The organism is Spirosoma sp. KNUC1025, from assembly GCF_045160025.1.
GTDB lineage: Bacteria > Bacteroidota > Bacteroidia > Cytophagales > Spirosomataceae > Spirosoma.
In genome coordinates, this window is the sequence record NZ_CP087139.1 from 7,028,296 (window position 1) to 7,049,184 (window position 20,889).

The window sequence follows — 20,889 nt, forward strand, 5'->3', positions numbered from 1 at the left end:
TAGTAGCTGACCGTGAGGCTATTTACTTCATTCGCGCCCTCTAAGAAGAATTAAACGTAACAGTCAATTTTGACTTGCTACAACATACATGACCGCAACGAAAAAACGTCATATTGCTATTCTCGGCTCAACGGGTTCTATTGGAACACAGGCCGTTGATGTGATAAAGGCCAACCCCGACCAGTTTCAGGTTGAGGTGCTGACAACGAATACCAATGCCGAATTGCTGATTCAGCAAGCTATTGATCTGAAACCCAACGTAGTGGTTATTTGCAATGAAGCCTATTACGACCAGGTTTTTGCAGCGCTTGACCCATTAGGCATTAAAGTCTACGCCGGGGCAAAAGCCATTGCATCTGTCGTGCAGATGGATACAGTCGATATGGTGCTGACCGCTATGGTTGGCTACGCCGGTTTGTTGCCGACTATCAAAGCCATTGAGGCCGGTAAATCCATCGCGCTGGCGAATAAAGAAACGCTGGTTGTTGCCGGCGAACTGATTACGCGACTGGCCGCGCAGAAAGGTGTAAACATCTACCCCGTCGACTCGGAGCACTCTGCTATATTCCAATGCCTGGTCGGTGAGTTTCATAATCCAATTGAAAAGATCATTCTGACCGCATCGGGCGGACCGTTTCGAGGAAAATCAAGGGAGTTTTTATCAACCGTAACGAAGGCTCAGGCACTGAAGCACCCCAACTGGACGATGGGCGCGAAAATCACCATCGACTCGGCTACGCTCATGAACAAAGGGCTGGAAGTGATAGAAGCCCGCTGGCTATTTGGCACCCGTTCGGATCAAATTGACGTAGTGGTTCATCCGCAGAGCATCATTCATTCACTGGTACAGTTCGAAGATGGAAGCCTGAAGGCGCAGATGGGGCTGCCCGACATGCGTCTGCCCATTCAGTTTGCACTGGGCTATCCGAACCGGTTGAAATCTGATTTCCCGCGCTTTAATTTTATGGATTATCCCTCATTGACGTTTGAGCAGCCCGACCGGGAAACCTTCCGTAATTTGCAACTCGCGTTCGATGCACTCGAACGCGCCGGCAACGCGCCGTGCATTATCAATGCCGCCAATGAAGTCGCCGTTGATGCCTTTCTGCACGACCGGATCGGTTTTCTGGAAATCTCGGAGATCATAGAATCGTGCTTAGCAAAAACAACCTTCGTTCAAACGCCCACCTACGACGACTACGTCCATACCGATGAAGAAACCCGTCGGTTAGCACAGGAGCGAATTAAAAGTTTGGTTTAGCTGTTTACATTATATCACTTACAATTGACGTTTTTACCACTATAACGTACCGCATTGCAGGCAAACCTCTTAGGTTAATAAACCTTTCAGGAATCAATTGACTACGTCAGAGTCGTTAAATAATCTTAAAATTGCTCGTATCATACCTTTGAATAAATGGAAATTTTAGTGATGGCAGGGCAGCTCATTCTGGGCTTGTCTATTTTAGTTGGTTTACACGAATTAGGTCACCTGCTGGCTGCCAAAGCATTTGGCATGCGGGTTGAACAATATTTTATCGGGTTTCCACCCAAAATCTGGAGCATCAAACGGGGCGAAACAGAATACGGAGTGGGAGCAATTCCACTTGGTGGTTTCGTGAAAATATCAGGCATGATTGACGAATCCCTTGATACGGCCCACACCGATACCGAGCCACAGCCTTACGAATTTAGGGCAAAGCCAGCCTGGCAACGGCTTATTGTGATGCTTGGCGGCATCATTGTCAACGTCATCGTCGGCATCCTGATTTTTGTTATCATCGCCTATAAAAATGGTAATACGTATCTGGCGGCTAAAGATGCAAAATATGGTATTGTGGCCTATGATCTGGCCAAAAGCATTGGCCTTCGGACGGGGGATAAAATTGTGAAAGTGAACGGGAAAGAAATTACTGATTTCAGCGAAATCCGCAGTTCCGATGTATTTCTGGGCGATAACAGCTCTTACACCGTTGAGCGCAATGGGAAGCTTGAAGATATTTATATTCCCAATGATTTTGTCGACAAACTGGCCGACAAAAAAGCCACGGGTCAGTTCATTGAGCCGATTGAACCGTTTAAAGTAGCTGAACTGGTTCCTGGCCAGCCAGCGAGTAAAGCGGGTTTAAAAGCGGGCGATGTCATTACCAGTGTAAATGGCAAACCAATTCAATTTTACCACGAATTTACGGAGAGCGTAAAGCCTCTTAAAAACAAACCACTCACGTTAACGGTCAACCGTAGCGGTAAAATTGATACCCTTCGGATGACGACAACCGCAGACGGTACGGTTGGTTTTTATCCGGAGTTTCTACTGCCGATGACAACCCAGGAGTATACTTTTGGCGAAGCGCTTAGCGTGGGTACCAAGCGGGCTTTTCAGGTCGTATACGATAACATTAAAGGGTTCGGGAAAATTTTCCGGGGCGAAGTATCGGCGTCGAAAGCCTTGAGTGGCCCAATTGGCATTGCCCAGAATCTGTTTGGCGGTATCTGGGTGTGGGATCGTTTCTGGACCGTAACCGGCTTACTGTCGATGGCGCTTGCCTTCTTCAACATCCTGCCGATTCCAGCCCTTGACGGTGGTCATGCCACGATTCTCGGCTATGAAATCATTTCAGGACGAAAACCTTCCGATAAGTTTCTGGAGGGCGCACAGCGTGTGGGTATGGTAATTTTGCTTAGCCTGATGGCATTTGCCATTTTCAACGACGTATTAAAAGCAGTTTTTTAAGTCTTGGCACTGCGTAAACTCCCAGCTATTTTTATACTACTAGTGGCCGGTTGCCTGATGGGCAGTCGGCCACTGACGCTTCATGATTTTCATGCCAGCGTTACGCAAATGCAGTATAATCCAAAGGAAAAGTCATTTGAAATTAGTATCCGCATCTTTACTGATGATTTTGAGAAGGCACTTTCAGCCGTTTCGGGCAGCAAAATTGCGCTTGGACCGAACGACAAAAACGATCCGTTGATCGAGAAATACATCCTTTCTCACTTCAGTTACGTAAGTCCGCAGAAACAAACGAAACCAATAAAATACGTTGGGCACGAAATTGAAGTCGATGCAAACTGGCTTTATCTTGAAATGCCTTACGCAGAACCATTTCGGGGCGGCTCGCTGAAGCAAAATGTTTTGATGGAATTCTTTGATGACCAGGTTAATATGGTAAATATCCAGTACCAGGGTCAGAAAAAAACGTTCGTCTTTCGCAAAAATCAGCCCGTTCAGGACGTTTCCGTCGATTAATAAATTTATCTAACTACTGACGGTAGTAATTAGTTAATTTTGCACTAGTTGCATACAGACTGCCATACGGTCATAGCGGAATGAGTTGGCATGTTGCTTGCAGCTGCTTCTTACCTTCCTCTTTCCATTATTTAGGACCTACCATATTATGAAGGCTGTCAGCTTGGCAGTGTATATATGATTTCAGAAAAAGAATTAGCTACCCGTTTGTTGCTGGCCGATTTCGACTCTGGACAATTTAGAAATTGTACCACTTGGTTCACCAGAAGGGGTAGACGACGATTACGATTTACCGGCGAACCTGCCCATACTGCCGGTTCGCAATACCGTTTTGTTTCCCGGTATGGTGATTCCCGTTACGGTTGGGCGGGCCAAATCGATCCGGCTGGTCAAAAAAGCATACAAAGGAAACCGAATTATTGGCGTCTCCGCACAGCTCAATCAGCAGAAAGATGAGCCAACCGCCGATGACCTGTACCGCTTTGGTACGGTGGCCTATATTATCAAGATGATTACGCTGCCCGATGGCAACATTACCATTATCATCCAGGGCAAAAAACGTTTTGAAATTCAACAGGTTGTCCAGGAAGAACCCTTCATCACAGCACAGGTCCGCCAGATTGACGATTCCTTTCCCGGCGTGACCAAAAAAGAAGGGAAGGCGATGTTGCAGTCGATTAAAGACGCTGCCTATAAAATGCTGCGGCTTAATCCGGAAATTCCGCAGGAAGCTCGTATTGCACTCGATAACATCGAAAGCCCGACGTTTTTACTGCACTTCCTGTCGTCGAATCTGAATGCTGATGTGGCCGACAAACAGCGCCTGCTGGAAACACTCGAAGGAAATCAACAGGCCAATTTGCTGCTGGAATTTATGCTTCGGGAGGTTCAGCTACTGGAACTGAAGCGCGAAATTCAGACCAAAGCCTCCTCGGATCTTGATCAGCAGCAACGCGATTATTACCTGCGCCAGCAGATGAAGGTGCTTCAGGATGAGCTGGGCATGGATAATCCTGACCGGGAGATTGATGAAATACGCATGAAAGCTGACCGCAAGAAATGGCCGGCTGAAGTGCGGAGCCATTTCGATAAAGAGCTGAACAAACTGCAACGTATCAACCCGATGGCGCCAGAATATCCGGTAACGATGAACTACGTCGAGCTGATGGTTGATTTACCCTGGAATGAGTACACCAAGGATAATTTCGACCTGAAGCGGGCACAGAAAATTCTGGATGCGGATCACTTTGGGCTCGAAAAGGTGAAAGAACGGATTATTGAATACCTCGCCGTGCTGAAACTGAAAAACGACATGAAGGCCCCTATTCTTTGCCTGTATGGGCCTCCGGGCGTCGGTAAAACCTCGCTGGGAAAATCGGTGGCAAAAGCACTGGGTCGGAAATATAGCCGTATGGCACTGGGTGGCGTTCACGACGAAGCCGAAATTCGTGGGCACCGTAAAACCTACATTGGTGCCATGCCGGGCAAAGTCATCCAGAATATTCGGAAATGCGGTACTGCCAACCCAGTATTTATTCTGGACGAAATCGATAAAGTCAGTTCTGATTTCCGGGGAGATCCATCATCGGCCCTGCTCGAAGTACTCGACCCTGAGCAGAATTCGACGTTCATGGACAACTACCTTGAAACAGAGTTCGACCTCTCCAGGGTGTTATTCATTGCCACAGCCAACTCACTCGATACCATCCACCCTGCCCTGCGCGATCGGATGGAAATTATTGACATTGCTGGCTATACCGTTGAAGAGAAAGTTCAGATCGCCAAAAAATACCTGATTCCGAAACAACGTAAAGATCACGGTCTGACCAATAAAGATTTAGTGATCGAAGATAAAGCCATTCTGCGAATCATTGAGGGTTATACCCGCGAATCGGGCGTTCGGAATCTGGAACAGAAAATAGGGGCTCTGGTACGTAAGATTGCCAAATCGGTAGCTATGGAAGAAGAATACAGCCACTCGATCAAGGCTGTCGATATTCCAAAGCTGCTCGGCGCTGAGATTTTCGACAAAGAGCTTTACGCCGACGACGATCTGGCGGGTATTGTCACGGGTCTGGCCTGGACGCAGGTTGGTGGCGAAATTCTGCTTATTGAGTCGAGCCTGAGCCGTGGAAAAGGCGTATTGACCTTATCGGGACAGTTAGGCGACGTAATGAAAGAGTCCGCTATAACCGCACTTTCTTATCTGAAAGCCCATAGCGACGAATTAGGCATTGATTACCGCATTTTCAATAACTACGACCTGCACATCCATATTCCAGCGGGTGCGGTTCCGAAAGATGGGCCATCGGCCGGTATTACGATGCTGACCTCTATGACATCGATTTACACCCAGCGTAAAGTGAAGCCGTATATGGCCATGACCGGTGAGGTTACGTTGCGGGGTAAAGTGTTGCCAGTGGGCGGTATAAAAGAAAAGATTCTGGCGGCTAACCGGGCAGGTGTTAAAGAGATTATTCTCTGCTCGAAAAATCGTAAAGACATCGAGGAAATTAATCAGGCCTATATCAAGGATTTGACCTTCCACTACGTCGATAATGTCGATCAGGTGCTGGACATTGCTTTATTACCAAACCAGGTTGGCAAGCCGATGAAGTTCGTATTACCCGACGAAAAAGATCATCGGGAAGTCGAAAAAGTGTACTGATAGTCAGCGTTAACAGACAAAAGCTATTGATGGAGCGGATTAATACAGATAAAAATCTGATTAATTTCGCTCCATTTGCATCTGTAGTAATCCTATCTTTATGCCGTGCTTGATCTCCCAAAAATCGCCCCCCAGTACCAGCAGGCTTTGTTACGCCAGGTGGTACCCTTCTGGCTTAAACATAGCAGGGACAAGCAATGCGGTGGGTATTTTGATATGCTTGACGCATCGGGAAAGGTTATTGAAGGCGACAAATTTGTAATCGATCAGGCGCAGCAGACCTGGGCTTTTTCCTGGTTGTATAATACCCTTGATGGTCAGACAGCCTGGCTTGAGCACGCCCGACACGGGGCCAGCTTTCTAAGCCGGTTTGCCCACGAAGACAGCCTGCATTGTTTCAATCAGCTCGACCGGCGAGGCCGACCGGTTGCTCCATCGTTCAGTTGCATACCGGATTGTTTTTCGGTTATGGCCTACGCACAGATTCACCGGGCGACAGGCGATGATGAGTGGGCCATGCTGGCTAAACAAACCTACGTAACGGTACTGGAACGACGGGAATTAGTTCGGCAGGCCCAGGCAACTACTATTGGTGGATTTCGGCCACTTAAGCACCTGAGCGAACCAGTGTCTTTCCTGAAAGCTGTACTGGACATGCAACCTCTGCTGGATGAAGAAACCTGGAAACAAAATCTGGATCAGGTAGTGCAGGAACTTCTCCACGAATTTGTTGATCGACGTACCGATGTACTTCGCGAATATATACTCCCGGAAGGTGCCTTTATCAATACGCCCGAAGGTCGCCGACTTGATGTTGGTCTGACTTTTCAAACCGCCAGTTATTTATTCGATCTCTATGCACAAAGCAACGTAACAAAACCCGCTCAGACAGGGCTTGTCAATCGTAAGCTAGCAACACAGGTTGTTACGTGGTGTTTGCAGCTATGCGAGCAGGCGTGGGACGAAGCCTCAGCCGGTTTAAATCAGTACGTAGATCTGAAAGGGCAGCCTTTTATTTTCCCCGACTGGCAACAAAAATGGGCGTGGGTGCATGTAGAAGCCCTGGCTGTTTTACTGAAAGGGTACGTTCATACCCAACATCCTGATTGTCTAAAATGGTTTAAACGTATTCACGACTACACCTTTCAGCAATTTCCAGATATAAAGCAAACAGGGTGGCATCTGGCTGTGGATCAATACGCACAGCCACTTTTACCAGCGAAAGCAATTCCAGCTGTGGGTTGCTATTCACTCATACGGTGTCTGACCGAAACGATCCAGTTATTGCCCAGGTGCGAAAAGCTGCAATCCGCACAGCAAACAGGCCGGGCCAGAGTTTCCCTTAAGTCCTAGCTGATCACCGCCTACCGAAGTGGAAGCACCATCAGGTCGCGATTGTTGGCCTGAGCAACTAGGAATTTGATAGTCGAATTCGTTTCGGGGACCATCTCTATAGAAAATGTGTGACTACCGGCCGGAAAAAAATTGGAAACAAGGGTTTTCTGCCGCGTATTATGAACCTCATCCAGTTGATAAAGATCGATTGTTAGCTGACAGGCTGCCGTTACCGTTGCTCGAACGCGCAGACAATCGGCCTGCTGACAGGTAAATTCGGCCAGCATTTTTTCGTGTACCAAATTCTCTGCCAGGGCTTGTTTGATTTGCTGAACCAATAAAGAAATGATTGGCGCCAGTCCATCAACAAAAATCAAATTCGGATTTTGAGCTAAAAAATCAGCTCTTAGCTGTGCGTTGGCTGCTTCATCGACACCCCGGCCAAAAGCAACCAGATCAAAATCGGTGCCGTTGAATTCCTGACTTGCCTGTTCAACTGCTTTAGTCATCGTTACGCTGAATCCTTCATCAGCCAAAGCCGACGCCAGATTGGAAAGCACCATCGGATTACGACCAATAAGTAATACCTGCTTGTTCATAGTGTTCTGTTGATTTGTCGTTGCGTTAACCTCGCCAAAGTTTAGAGCTTTGGCGAGGCTGATAACCTTTGACAAGAAGACGCTCAAACAGAGAAAAATACTTTACCGACCACTCATTTTTTGTAGCCGTTGATAGCGCCCCGCACGTTGCCAAATTTTTCCAGAAGGGCTTCCGCTTCTTCGCGGCTAACGCCAATTTCACTCATAACCATCCGAGCCGCTCTATCCTGCAACTTAATGTTTGTCAATTGCATATCGACCATTTTATTACCCTTCACCCGGCCTAGTTGTATCATAACGGAAGTAGAAATCATGTTGAGCACCAGTTTCTGAGCTGTGCCTGCCTTCATGCGCGTACTGCCCGTCACAAACTCAGGCCCTACAACAACCTCGACTGGATATTCGGCGGCCTGTGCCACTGCCGAGCCTTCGTTACAAACAATACAACCCGTCAGTAAGCCCGCTTTACGGGCCTCCTGCAATCCACCAATCACATAGGGCGTTCGACCCGAAGCTGCAATACCGATAAGCGTATCGTTCTCATCAGGTTCGTAGGGGGCAATGTCTTTCCAGGCTTGTTCAGGATCGTCTTCAGCAAACTCGACCGCTTTACGGATAGCACCATCACCTCCGGCCATCAGGCCAATGACCAAATCAAACGGTACGCCGTAGGTGGGCGGACATTCGGAAGCATCTACTACGCCTAAGCGTCCGCTCGTACCGGCACCAATATAAATTAGCCGCCCCCCTGCCTTCATGCGCTTTACAATTTCGGTGACCAGCGCTTCAATTTGCGGAATCGCTTTTTCAATAGCCAACGGTACGGTCTTGTCTTCCTTATTAATATTGACCAGCAAGTCGTGAACCGACATTTGCTCCAAATGGTCGTAATGAGATGTAGTTTCAGTAATCATAGTTCAAAAGTAACACTCACTCAAATTAGCGGACAAATAATCCGTTTTTTCTTGCCTTTTCAAAAAACATAACTTTTATTTACAGCGTTATTACACCAGCAGCGAAATTTCGCTAATTGTTAAATATGATTACCGAACAGCCAACCGTTGAGTTAAATCGTTTTAGCCGTACTCTTACACAAGAAGTTAGTAACCCCGCAGCTCAGGCTATGCTATATGGTGTCGGCCTCACTGAGGAAGATATGCAGAAGCCACAGATTGGCATCGCTAGTACGGGCTATGAGGGCAACACCTGCAACATGCACTTAAATGGTCTTTCTGTTTACGTAAAGCAGGGTATTCAGGCAAGCGGTTTAGTTGGTTTAATTTTTAATACGATTGGTGTATCGGATGGTATGACCAACGGCAACGATGGTATGCGCTATTCTTTACCCAGTCGTGACTTGATTGCCGATTCGATAGAATCTGTCGTAGCGGCTCAATGGTACGATGGCGTAGTAACCGTGGTAGGCTGCGACAAGAATATGCCGGGTGCCGTTATGGCAATGGCCCGTCTGGAGCGGCCTGGTATTATGGTCTACGGTGGCACAATACGTTCAGGTCATTACAAAGGTCAGAAACTGGATATAGTCTCGGCTTTCGAAGCACTCGGCAAAAAATACGCAGGCAATATTTCCGACGAAGATTTTAAAGGCGTTGTCCAGAATGCGATTCCGGGAGCAGGTGCCTGCGGAGGTATGTACACGGCCAACACCATGGCCAGCAGCATCGAAGCGATGGGCCTGAGCCTGCCGTTTAGTAGTACTTACCCAGCTACGCACGAAGGCAAGCAGGAGGAATGCAAAAAAATAGGCGCGGCCATGCGTATCCTGCTGGAACGTAACATTACGCCGAAAGAAATTATTACCCGCAAATCGCTCGAAAACGCACTCACCATTGTGATGGCGCTTGGTGGGTCCACCAACGCGGTATTGCACTATCTGGCCATTGCGCGGGCAGCGGGCATCCAGCTTACCATTGATGAAATTCAGGCCATCAGCGACCGGACTCCGCTACTGGCCGACCTGAAGCCAAGTGGTAAGTATTACATGGAAGATATGCTTGCCATTGGGGGTGTACCTGCCGTAATGAAATATCTTTTTCAGAACGGATTCATTCATGGCGATTGTATGACCGTAACAGGCAAAACTGTGGCCGAGAATTTAGAGGATGCTTCTGATCTGAATTTTGATACCCAGAAGATTGTATTCCCGCTGAGCACCCCCATTAAAGCAACCGGACACATCCAGATTATGCGGGGGAATCTCTCACCGACTGGTGCCGTTGCTAAAATTACGGGTAAAGAAGGGTTGAAATTTGAGGGTACTGCTAAAGTTTGCGAACACGAAGGCGAAGTGATCGATGCCCTCCAGAAAGGGGAAATTCTGCCGGGTCAGGTAATTGTGATTCGGAATGCAGGCCCCAAAGGCGGGCCGGGTATGAGCGAAATGCTTAAACCGACTTCAGCCATTATGGGTGCAGGTCTTGGCGACAAAGTAGCGCTGATTACCGACGGGCGTTTTTCAGGTGGTACGCATGGTTTTGTTGTCGGACACGTAACGCCCGAAGCCTACGAAGGTGGACCAATTGCGCTGGTTCATAATGGCGACCGTATTACAATTGACGCGACTAATCGTGAGCTAACCCTGCACGTCTCGGATGAAGTACTGGCTTACCGCAAAAGCGAATGGCAACAACCCGCCCCGCCTTTCACAAAGGGTGTATTGGGTAAATATATCCGTAGTGTAAAATCGGCAAGTGAAGGCTGCGTAACGGACGAAGCGTAATCCTGACTGCTTATAAATATGACAACCCCGACACAAAACCAACAGATTCTCAATTATCTAATGCCGTATCAACCGGAACGGGTAGGCATTTTTGGGTCGTGGGCGCGTGGAGAAAATGGACCCGATAGCGATTTAGATATTCTTGTTAAACTGGGTAAGCCTATTTCGTTATTGACATTCGCACGAATGGAGCGTGAGTTATCCGAAACATTGAATATAAAAGTAGACTTGGTCTCTGAAAACGCACTTCAGAATGAACGTTTGAAACAGTACGTACTGAAGGATTTACAGGAAATTACCGCATGAAGGATGATATCCCGCTACTCATTGATACTGAGCAAGTTTACAATACATTATTAAGCGAAAGCAACACAACAAACTGAATACGACCTTAAACCGACCAAGCGTCATGGAAGCAATCGCCAACGTCCTGCCGGAAGTAACCGAAACTCCACCGGCCCCTGCTTATATCAACGGTTCACATGCCCTTATGCAGGCACTCGTGGCCGAAGAGGTCGACACTATTTTTGGCTATCCTGGTGGCGCAATAATGCCCGTATATGATGCCCTGTATGACTTTCAGGAACGTATCAACCATATTCTGGTACGCCATGAACAGGGTGCCGGACATGCCGCCGAAGGCTATGCCCGGGTTACGGGTCGGGCGGGAGTCTGTTTGGTTACCTCAGGGCCAGGCGCTACGAACCTTGTCACCGCGATTGCCGACGCCCTCATCGACTCAACACCGATGGTTTGTATTGTGGGTCAGGTTGCTAAAAAGCTACTAGGCACTGATGCATTTCAGGAAGCCGACATTATGGGCGTAACCATGCCCATCACAAAGTGGAACTATCAGATTACCAGCGCTGACGAGGTGCCTGATGTAATTTCGAAAGCGTTTTACATCGCTCAATCCGGTCGTCCTGGCCCGGTGCTGATTGACATTACCAAAAGTGCGCAGCTGGAGTTGATGACGAAGCCGTTTATTTACGAACGCTGCCAGAGCATTATCAGCTATAAACCCAGGCGCGTACCCAAACAGGAGCAGGTTGAAACCGCAGCCAAGCTGATCAATACAGCTAAAAAACCCTACGTACTAGTTGGCCACGGCGTTCAGATTGCCAAAGCCGAAGATGAACTGCGCGCTTTTGTTGAAAAAACAGGCATTCCGGTAGCGACAACCCTACTAGGCCAGTCGACCATACCTACCAACCATCCGCTTTACGTTGGCTGGCTGGGTATGCATGGTAATTATGGGCCTAACGTAATGACCGACCAGGCTGACGTTATTATCGCCATTGGTATGCGTTTCGACGACCGCGTAACGGGTGATGCCAGCAAATACATTACACAGGCGAAGGTCGTTCATATCGAAATTGACCCCTCGGAGATTGACAAAATAATTCATGCCGATGCACCTGTCGTAGGCGATGCGAAAGAAGTTTTGAAGGCGTTGTTGCCACTGGTCAATCCAAATGATCACACCGTTTGGCGCAATGAGTTCCGGAAATATGACGCAGTTGAGAATGAAGCCATTACGATACCCGAATTATCGAACAACACGGGCAAAATCAAAATGGCTGAAGTGATCGACATGCTTTCTAAGAAAACTAAGGGGGAATCAATTCTGGTGACCGACGTCGGGCAACACCAGATGATGGCCTCCCGCTATTACCAATTCCGTCGGCCGAATAGCCTGGTAACGTCTGGAGGGATGGGTACCATGGGGTTTGCGCTACCAGCCGCTTTCGGCGCGCAGGTTGGCGCTCCCGACCGGCAAGTAGTGGCCATTATCGGTGATGGTTGTTTTCAGATGACCTTGCAGGAACTGGGCACGATTGTCCAGAATAAACAACCTGTTAAAGCGATCATCCTGAACAACAATTTCCTGGGTATGGTACGTCAGTGGCAGCAATTGTTCCACGAGCGCCGGTATTCATTCGTAGAATTGCAAAACCCTGATTTCATTACAATTGCGAAAGGTTTTGGCATGGCCGGGCAAACGTGCAACGAACGCGAAGACCTTTCGGCCGCCCTCGATACGATGCTGAATCACGACGGGCCGTTCCTTCTGGAAGTGGTTGTGGAAAAAGAAGAAAACGTATTCCCGATGGTACCCGCCGGCACCAGTGTTTCGCAAATCAGATTGAAATAACGTGGTGTCGGGTTTGAGAACCCGACACACTTTAAACCGTGTCGGGTTCTCAAACCCGACACCACGACCAATGACGACATACACCATCTGCATATTCACTGAAAATACCATCGGATTGCTGAACCGCATTACGATTATTTTCACACGCCGACGTATTAATATTGAAAGCCTGACGGTATCAGAAACGGAACGTAAAGGCGTATCCCGTTTCACAATTGTTATCAAGCACGAATCGCGCGAGGAGGTTGAAAAACTGGTACGACAGATCCGTAAAATTGTGGAAGTGCTGGCCGTGTTCGGTTATCTCAACGATGAGATTGTTTACAATGAAATTGCGCTCTTTAAAATTTCTACGGCGCTGGGTAATAAACCTCTCGACGTAGAGACCATCAATCAGCAATACAAAGCCTGGGTTGTGTACTGGGGCCTTGATTATGTGGTGATTGAAAAAGCGGGCAATGATATCGAGATCTTCGATTTTTTCAATTACATCAAACGACACGAAATTCTCGAGTTTGTTCGCTCGGGACGTGTCGCCGTTGGTAAGACTGAGAAAGGACTTGTCGAATATCTTCCAGAAGCCGAATGGGCGCATTATATGTAGATCAATGGCTTTTCTGGTCAGAAATGGCAAAATTATAAACCAATAAGTAACCCCTAATACGAGTACAAAACCAATTAAACAATGGCAACGATTAATTTCGGAGGAGTTGAGGAGCAAGTTGTAACACGGGAAGAATTCCCGCTGGAAAAAGCACGTGAAGTACTGGCTAACGAAGTCATAGCGGTGATCGGCTATGGTGTTCAAGGCCCTGGTCAGTCGCTGAACATGCGCGACAATGGTTTCAATGTGATCGTCGGACAACGGAAAGGGAAAACCTACGACAAAGCCGTTGCGGATGGCTGGGTTCCTGGCGAAACGCTATTTGAAATCGAAGAAGCGCTGGAAAAAGGCACGATCATTTGCTTCCTGCTCTCCGATGCCGCTCAGATTGAACTCTGGCCGACCGTAAAGGCAGCGCTTAAACCCGGCAAATCACTCTATTTCTCTCACGGCTTCGGCGTAACGTACAAAGAGAAAACCGGTATTATTCCACCCGCTGACGTTGACGTTTTCCTAGTAGCTCCGAAAGGTTCGGGCACTTCGTTACGTCGTTTGTTTGTAGAAGGTAAAGGCTTAAACTCATCCTTTGCTGTCTACCAGGATGCATCGGGTAACGCCCGCACGAAAGCTATTGCAATGGGTATCGGTGTAGGTTCGGGCTATCTGTTCGAGACCGATTTCTATAAAGAAGTAACCTCTGATCTGACGGGCGAACGCGGTACGCTGATGGGCGCTATTCAAGGTATTTTTGCCGCTCAATATGAAGTGCTACGTGCCAATGGTCATAGCCCCTCGGAGGCATTTAACGAAACCGTGGAAGAGCTAACTCAGTCGCTGATGCCGCTGGTGGCCGAAAACGGCATGGACTGGATGTATGCCAACTGCTCGACTACTGCCCAGCGTGGTGCCCTCGACTGGTGGAAACCGTTCCGCGATGCGACCAAGCCGGTGTTCGAACAACTATACAACTCCGTAAAAACGCAGGAGCAGGCCGAAATCAGCATTACCCGCAACTCACAACCAGACTATCGTGAGAAACTCGAAGTCGAGCTGGCCGAGCTTCGCGATTCAGAAATGTGGCAGGCAGGTGCTGCCGTGCGTTCGTTACGTCCGGAGCGCAGCTAAACGTAATATCAAATGAATAATGCACAATGAATAATGGATGATGTAAATTCGTTGCGTCATTATACAGGACTCAACTTATTATCCAATATTCATTGTGCATCAATCAACAGACGAAGTTACCTTTCCCGATCTTGATAATATATACCTGGCCGCTGAGCGGCTTCAGGGTATTGCTTTCCATACACCCCTACAGGAAAATATTAACCTCTCGGATCGTTACGGAGCCAATATTTATCTGAAACGGGAAGATTTGCAGGTCGTACGCTCCTACAAAATTCGCGGGGCCTACAACAAAATGGCGAGCCTGCCCACCGAAGCACTCGCCAAGGGAGTTGTATGTGCCAGTGCCGGTAACCACGCACAGGGCCTTGCCTATGCCTGCCGAAAAATGGCGGTTCGGGGCACCATTTTCATGCCGACCACCACGCCAAATCAGAAGATCAAACAGGTAAACCTGTTTGGCAAAGATTTTGTCGAAGTAGTGCTGATCGGCGATACGTATGACGACGCTTTTTATGCCGCTATGGAGTTCGTCAAGACCCACGACAGTACGTTCGTTCATCCCTTCGACGACTTGCTGGTTATGGAAGGCCAGGGAACCGTGGGGCTTGAGATTTTTAAAGACTCAAACGTCAAGATTGATTACCTGTTGATGGCCATCGGTGGTGGTGGTTTGGCCGCTGGCGTTTCAACAGTATTCAAGCAGTTAAGCCCAAAAACCAAGCTGATTGGCGTCGAGCCCCTGGGTTCGCCTTCCATGAAAGTTTCAATTGATGAAGGGCATGTGGTCGCCCTCGACAAAATTGACAAATTCGTTGATGGAGCTGCCGTAAAACGGCCCGGCAATACTACGTTTGAAGTATGTCGTCAAAACCTCGACCGTGTGTTGCTGATTCCGGAAGGGAAAGTTTGCACAACCATCCTCAAGCTTTACGACGAAGATGCTATTGTGGCTGAACCGGCCGGTGCCTTGACCATCGCGGCTCTGGATATGATTAAGGACGAAATCCGGGGTAAAAATGTGGTGTGCCTGGTCAGTGGCGGCAATAATGACATTACCCGTACTGAGGAGATCAAAGAACGGTCATTACTATACGAAGGCTTAAAACACTATTTCATCATTCGGTTTCCGCAAAGGTCGGGTGCCTTCCGCGATTTCCTCAACGTACTAGGCCCCGACGATGACATCACCCGTTTTGAGTATACCAAGAAAACCAATCGGGAAACCGGACCAGCCGTTGTCGGAATCGAACTCAAACGACGGGAAGACTTTGACGCACTTATTCAGCGAATGCACGACCAGAACATCGTATACGAATACCTCAACGACCAACCCGATCTGTTTCAGTTTTTGGTGTAGATTGGTATAACAAAGGTTTCATCTAAAACGAATAAGCCATGGAAAGCCCTATTACGATTGATCCGGAGATTCAGTTCGGTACGCCTGTTTTTACAGGCACTCGTGTGCCTGTCGAATCACTGTTCTGGCATTTTGAAAGCGGAATTTCGTTAGATGCCTTTTTAGAGGATTTTCCATCGGTTTCGCGGGCGCAAGCAATTGCTGTACTTGATTTAGCCGGAAAAGCCCTTAGCTCTGACAAACTGCTACCCCTAATTTATGAAATTGCTGATTGACGAGAACTTACCTAAAATTCTTAAATAGTATTTCCCTGAACATGAGTTATCCACAGTTCGTGATATGGGTTGATAAAGTAAAAAGAATGGCGAATTATCAGCGTTAATGCTGGCTGAAGGATTCGATGCACTCATCACATTCGACAAAAATTTACGACGTCAACAAAATTTTGCCAAATACCCCATAGCCGTTGTCGTATTGAATGCTTTTGGAAATGCTTTCCCATTTCTGGAGCCGTTAATTCCACAGATGCGCGAGAGACTAAGGCACCCGCTACTACCTGTCGCAACTATTATTAGTTTATAACAGAGTATTTTACTGGACTCCGTTTACCTTCTATCTGACGTATTTAATACCGGAATCAGCTATTCATGCTTCGCGTTCCCTCATCCATTCAGCCTGACCAGTTTCAATCGTTGAGCATTCGGCGGACCGACGAATCGGAGATGACGTTTGTGGCTTACCGTAGCGACGTATATCCCGAACGTAATGAAGTCTTTTTTGAAGAGCATGCGGTCATTGTAGTGCTGGAAGGCGAGAAGAAATTCAGTTCTCCTACGCAGGAATTACACGTACGGAAAGGCGATATTCTGTTTTTCCAACGGGGCTGTTATTCCATGAACGAATCCATCGATTCCAGCTATCGGAGTCTGGTGTTTTTTGTGAACGAGAAACTCCTCAAAGAATTTGTCAGTCAGCACCTTACTTTATTTCAGCCTTCCCTGACTTCACTACCAACCGATCTTATTCTCTCCTTCTCTTCATCACCTACGTTTACTACGTTCATCGATTCGCTATTGCCCTATTTCGGGGCGAAAACGCCTTTTCTAAACGAGTTGCTTCGACTAAAATTCCAGGAATTGTTGCTGCACCTGCTCGAGCTCGACTCAACAAAACAACTACGCTCCATTCTCCTGCATATTTATCAGGGGCAGAAAACAGATCTTAATTACCTGATGAGTACGTATTTCCTCAAGCCGCTGTCAATGAATGAGTTGGCTAAATTATCAGGCAGGAGCCTATCCGCATTCAAGCGCGATTTTGAGGATCACTTTCATACATCCCCAGGGCACTGGATTCGTAAGAAACGGCTCGAACATGCTCATTTCCTACTTCGGAATACACATCAGAACGTTTCAGAAGTGAGTATGGAAATCGGTTATGAAAGCGTATCTCATTTTATAAAAGCCTACAAACAGCAATACGGTTTTACGCCGAAACAGGCTGCTTAACGGCAGAACCTCTTGGGATGGGATTCCGTCGTTAAGCAGCCTGCTTTATCATTAACGAAAGTACTTTTCCAGGGCTTTATCTTCACCTCGCCATTGAGCAATTTTGGCTAAAGCGTTTACCAGGGGTTCCTGAATAAAGCCGGGAATATCGGGTAGATACGTACCACTGTACCCTAGTAAAAGGGCCATGTGCCAGGGGTTTTTGGTGAGCCTTTCGTTAAACAATCCGTCGTTCGCCAGGCCGTAAGCCACTCGGATACTTTTCTCCAACCCTCTGGCCGGCATCGTTTTAACCTGAAGTAGTATTGTGGAGTCGGTTGGGTTGAAGAAATAATGCATCTCGCCTTTATGAGCAATGGCGCTGCCACCTTCGTTTATTACGTACTCTTTTCCGTTGCTCCCCACTTTTGCCTTGCCTTTTAACACGGTAAAATATTCGTCAAACGTTTTGTGGTAATGCCAATCATTTCCCCCGTGCGGTTCTACTTCCACTTGTATTAATTCGTAGGCGCCCCCCGTCTCAAAACCAGTTTTCAGAAACGTTGATTTATAATTCCCATCGCTGTTAATAATCGTCCGATCAGCTCGATTACCCATGCTCATATCCAGCGGAGGTAAAAAAGGGCAAAGCCTGTAATAGCCAGAAAGAGAGCGAGAATCAGAAAAAGGGGTAGGCCAACAAGCGTGTAAAGTAGTCTGACCCAGAGCCGGTTCTTACCTTTCCAGATACGTAATACGCCCGTTGGATAAAAAAGAAAAGTAGTCCATTTGGATGTGCGGTTTTTGGCTTCCGCTGGTGCTAGTGTTTGGTTCATGGTGTGTATTATTTGTTGTTTTTCTTGGGACAAATTTCTACCTTAAACAGCCTATACCGTTATCGATAAACGGATTTTGATTACGGCAAAATGGATAAAATCGAGAACCATGACTGGGGGCATATTTTCAGGGACATCTCGCAACGGGATGTATTCCGTAATAACCATTATGCCGAAATCGTAGCCAATTTCCATGAACCGGGCCTCGCCAATGCTCAGATTACAACAATCCGTACACCCGGCATTGAACTGATACAGGCAAATTTTACCACTGAGCGAAAGCTGGTGCTGGTTGATCCTGAAAACTCGGAAATAATAAGCTCTTCGTTTATTCTGGATGGCGATATCGAATCACAATTTTCCATCAACAAACAACCCGTGCGGCACTGGATAAATACACACGGATTTCAGTACACACCAGATTTTCAGGGTGAGCATATTATTCTCAATCGAAAAGTGAAAGCTATTTCACTTGTTTATGATAAACCTTATTTCAAAAGCATAGCGCAATCGGCAGGTTCAGCTTATCTGGACAACGTACTGGATTGCATGGAACGGGGCGAAACGTTATTGGTGGCGCCCGGAAAATTATTGCTTCAGCCTCGTATGGCCGAGCTATTGCAAGCCATTTCACAATGCAGTTTTCAGGGCCTAACTAAATATCTGTTCATTGAAGCGAAAATACTGGAACTGTTTGCCCTGCAAATGGACCAGCTTACTACTAACCGACAGGAGAAACAGGAATGGAGCCAGGCCGACCGGGAACGGCTGAAAGCAGTACACGATTTTATTACGCAAACCTACCTGGAGCCACTAACATTAACAGGCATTTGTCAACACTTCGGACTCAACGAATTCAAGCTTAAAAAAGGCTATAAACACTTTTTTGGCAGCACGGTGTTCGGCCATATTCACCAACTACGTATGCAAGCCGCACAACAACTACTGGCTTCGGGGCAAATGAATGTTTCAGAAGTCTCTTACCACATTGGCTATAACAACATTAGTAGCTTCTCGGCTGCGTTTAAGCAATATTTTGGCCACTTACCCAGCTCACTGAAAACTTACCTGCATACTACCTAAACTCAGGAATAAGTCCATACGTATTACTTCTGGCTTTCCAGAAGTAATACGTTTACAATTTCAGCTGCCATACAGTTTTACAACCAAATGAACTCGTTGAACTAAAATCGCTATTTTATGAGCGAATGACGAGATGTATAGTTCGTGAAGAATTATCAATTTTGTAAACTCGTTTCTCTGTCGCAGCGACACAAGAAAAGAATCAATAGATAATAGTTATCCTAGCAGCTATGAGTACCCCCAAAACTCTGTTCGATAAAGTATGGGACGCACATGTCGTTCGGCATGTTGACGATGGTCCCGACGTGTTATTCATTGACCGGCACTTTATTCATGAAGTAACCAGCCCAGTAGCTTTCTTGGGCCTTGAAGGCCGGGGCGCGCCGGTCCTGTTTTCTGGACGTACCTTCGCTACCGCCGACCACAATACACCTACCCTAAACCAGCACTTACCTGTAGCTGACCCACTGTCAGCCAACCAGTTAGCTGCGCTGGAACGTAATGCCGCCAAGTATAACATTTCACACTGGGGACTAGGCCACATAAAAAATGGGATTGTTCACGTAGTGGGCCCTGAAAATGGAATTACCCTTCCCGGCATGACCATTGTTTGTGGCGATTCGCATACCTCAACGCACGGCGCATTTGGAGCCATTGCGTTTGGTATTGGTACGTCCGAAGTTGAGATGGTACTGGCTACGCAATGCATCATGCAGCCCAAGGCGAAAAAAATGCGTATTACTGTCAATGGAAAGCTCGGGAAGGGCGTACTTCCTAAAGATGTAATCCTATATATCATATCGCAGATTTCGGCTAGTGGAGCTACAGGCTATTTTGTGGAATACGCAGGCGACGTATTTGAAAACATGAGCATGGAAGGCCGCATGACGGTCTGCAACATGAGCATTGAGATGGGCGCACGGGGTGGTATGATCGCTCCTGACCAAACGACGCTGGATTATTTGAAGGGCCGTGAATTGGCTCCCAAAGGTGAACAGTGGGACAAACTGGTGCCGTACTGGCAAACGCTCAAAACCGATGAAGGCGCTACGTTCGACGTTGACCTTATGTTCGATGCGGCCACTATCGAACCACAGATCACGTATGGGACAAATCCTGGCTTAGGAACGGGCGTAACGCATCAGATTCCTATGGCAGAGGCTGTAAAAGACGGAGCTGCGAGCTACAAAAAATCATTGCAATACATGGGCTTCGCCGAAAACGAATCCATGATCGGCAAACCGGTTGATTTTGTGTTTCTCGGAAGCTGCACCAACGGTCGCATCGAAGATTTCCGGGCGTTTGCGTCGGTTGTCAAAGGTCGTCAAAAAGCCGATAACGTAACGGCCTGGCTGGTACCTGGCTCACACATCGTCGAAAAGCAGATTCAGGATGAAGGTATTCTGGACATCCTGACACAGGCCGGTTTTCAATTGCGTCAGCCCGGCTGTTCGGCTTGTCTGGCTATGAATGAAGATAAGATTCCAGCCGGCAAATACGCCGTTTCGACGTCAAACCGCAACTTCGAAGGGCGTCAGGGGCCCGGTGCGCGTACGCTGCTGGCAAGCCCACTGGTAGCTGCTGCTGCTGCCGTAACGGGTGTTGTTAGCGATCCGCGCGTACTAATGGATAATGACTAATGTATAA

General features: G+C 47.5%; 18 protein-coding genes and 1 pseudogene. 15 read left to right on the plus strand and 4 right to left on the minus strand.

Annotated features, from left to right (window positions below; all coding sequences use genetic code 11):
- Window positions 1-88: 88 nt before the first annotated feature.
- The 5 genes and pseudogenes from LN737_RS30665 (at window position 89) to LN737_RS30685 (ending at window position 7,271) form a co-directional block, all read left to right on the plus strand.
- On the plus strand, window positions 89-1,261 hold the full coding sequence (locus LN737_RS30665; protein WP_405515039.1) for a 1-deoxy-D-xylulose-5-phosphate reductoisomerase: 1,173 nt from the start codon (window positions 89-91) through the stop codon (window positions 1,259-1,261).
- 156 nt (window positions 1,262-1,417) lie between these two features.
- Window positions 1,418-2,734: an RIP metalloprotease RseP gene (gene rseP / locus LN737_RS30670; protein WP_405515041.1), complete on the plus strand. Its 1,317-nt coding sequence runs from the start codon at window positions 1,418-1,420 to the stop codon at window positions 2,732-2,734.
- 3 nt (window positions 2,735-2,737) lie between these two features.
- Window positions 2,738-3,250 carry a DUF6702 family protein gene (locus tag LN737_RS30675; RefSeq protein WP_405515043.1) on the plus strand — a complete coding sequence of 171 codons (513 nt, stop codon included), beginning with the start codon at window positions 2,738-2,740 and terminating at the stop codon, window positions 3,248-3,250.
- Window positions 3,251-3,427: 177 nt separating this feature from the next.
- A pseudogene (gene lon, locus LN737_RS30680) lies at window positions 3,428-5,918 on the plus strand (endopeptidase La).
- 105 nt (window positions 5,919-6,023) lie between these two features.
- Window positions 6,024-7,271 (plus strand): AGE family epimerase/isomerase, encoded by a 1,248-nt coding sequence (locus tag LN737_RS30685; protein WP_405515044.1) that lies wholly within the window; start codon window positions 6,024-6,026, stop codon window positions 7,269-7,271.
- An 11-nt stretch (window positions 7,272-7,282) separates the two neighbouring features.
- Here the strand turns inward: LN737_RS30685 and LN737_RS30690 are convergent, their stop codons facing one another.
- Together LN737_RS30690 and murQ are read right to left on the minus strand one after the other, a co-directional pair.
- Window positions 7,283-7,852, minus strand: a complete 570-nt coding sequence (locus LN737_RS30690; RefSeq protein WP_405515046.1) for a hypothetical protein — start codon at window positions 7,850-7,852, stop codon at window positions 7,283-7,285.
- A 113-nt stretch (window positions 7,853-7,965) separates the two neighbouring features.
- On the minus strand, window positions 7,966-8,766 hold the full coding sequence (gene murQ, locus LN737_RS30695; RefSeq protein ID WP_405515048.1) for an N-acetylmuramic acid 6-phosphate etherase: 801 nt from the start codon (window positions 8,764-8,766) through the stop codon (window positions 7,966-7,968).
- A gap of 125 nt (window positions 8,767-8,891) precedes the next feature.
- On the opposite strand from murQ, the gene ilvD reads away from it, so the two are divergent.
- From ilvD to LN737_RS30735, 8 genes are all read left to right on the plus strand, one after another.
- Window positions 8,892-10,592, plus strand: coding sequence for a dihydroxy-acid dehydratase (gene ilvD / locus LN737_RS30700; protein ID WP_405515050.1), 1,701 nt, complete (start codon window positions 8,892-8,894; stop codon window positions 10,590-10,592).
- Window positions 10,593-10,610: 18 nt separating this feature from the next.
- A complete protein-coding gene (locus LN737_RS30705; RefSeq protein WP_405515052.1) occupies window positions 10,611-10,898 on the plus strand; it encodes a nucleotidyltransferase family protein in 288 nt (95 codons plus the stop codon).
- 103 nt (window positions 10,899-11,001) lie between these two features.
- Window positions 11,002-12,747: a biosynthetic-type acetolactate synthase large subunit gene (gene ilvB, locus LN737_RS30710; RefSeq protein ID WP_405515054.1), complete on the plus strand. Its 1,746-nt coding sequence runs from the start codon at window positions 11,002-11,004 to the stop codon at window positions 12,745-12,747.
- Window positions 12,748-12,817: 70 nt separating this feature from the next.
- Complete coding sequence (gene ilvN, locus LN737_RS30715) at window positions 12,818-13,351, plus strand: acetolactate synthase small subunit (protein ID WP_405515056.1); 534 nt, start codon at window positions 12,818-12,820, stop codon at window positions 13,349-13,351.
- An 81-nt stretch (window positions 13,352-13,432) separates the two neighbouring features.
- Entirely contained in the window at window positions 13,433-14,476 is a 1,044-nt protein-coding gene (gene ilvC, locus LN737_RS30720) for a ketol-acid reductoisomerase (RefSeq protein WP_405515057.1), read from the plus strand.
- 94 nt (window positions 14,477-14,570) lie between these two features.
- Window positions 14,571-15,836, plus strand: coding sequence for a threonine ammonia-lyase IlvA (ilvA, locus tag LN737_RS30725; protein WP_405515059.1), 1,266 nt, complete (start codon window positions 14,571-14,573; stop codon window positions 15,834-15,836).
- Window positions 15,837-15,874: 38 nt separating this feature from the next.
- A complete protein-coding gene (locus LN737_RS30730; protein WP_405515061.1) occupies window positions 15,875-16,111 on the plus strand; it encodes a DUF433 domain-containing protein in 237 nt (78 codons plus the stop codon).
- 372 nt (window positions 16,112-16,483) lie between these two features.
- On the plus strand, window positions 16,484-17,344 hold the full coding sequence (locus tag LN737_RS30735; RefSeq protein WP_405515063.1) for a helix-turn-helix transcriptional regulator: 861 nt from the start codon (window positions 16,484-16,486) through the stop codon (window positions 17,342-17,344).
- Window positions 17,345-17,395: 51 nt separating this feature from the next.
- Here LN737_RS30735 and LN737_RS30740 read toward each other — a convergent pair whose 3' ends face one another.
- Together LN737_RS30740 and LN737_RS30745 are read right to left on the minus strand one after the other, a co-directional pair.
- On the minus strand, window positions 17,396-17,941 hold the full coding sequence (locus LN737_RS30740; protein ID WP_405515065.1) for a cupin domain-containing protein: 546 nt from the start codon (window positions 17,939-17,941) through the stop codon (window positions 17,396-17,398).
- Window positions 17,942-17,943: 2 nt separating this feature from the next.
- Entirely contained in the window at window positions 17,944-18,159 is a 216-nt protein-coding gene (locus LN737_RS30745) for a hypothetical protein (RefSeq protein ID WP_405515067.1), read from the minus strand.
- A gap of 90 nt (window positions 18,160-18,249) precedes the next feature.
- On the opposite strand from LN737_RS30745, the gene LN737_RS30750 reads away from it, so the two are divergent.
- Together LN737_RS30750 and leuC are read left to right on the plus strand one after the other, a co-directional pair.
- Window positions 18,250-19,242, plus strand: coding sequence for an AraC family transcriptional regulator (locus tag LN737_RS30750; protein WP_405515069.1), 993 nt, complete (start codon window positions 18,250-18,252; stop codon window positions 19,240-19,242).
- Window positions 19,243-19,472: 230 nt separating this feature from the next.
- The gene (leuC, locus tag LN737_RS30755) at window positions 19,473-20,882 is read left to right on the plus strand and encodes a 3-isopropylmalate dehydratase large subunit (protein ID WP_405515071.1); all 1,410 of its coding nucleotides are present in this window, start codon (window positions 19,473-19,475) and stop codon (window positions 20,880-20,882) included.
- Window positions 20,883-20,889: the final 7 nt, after the last annotated feature.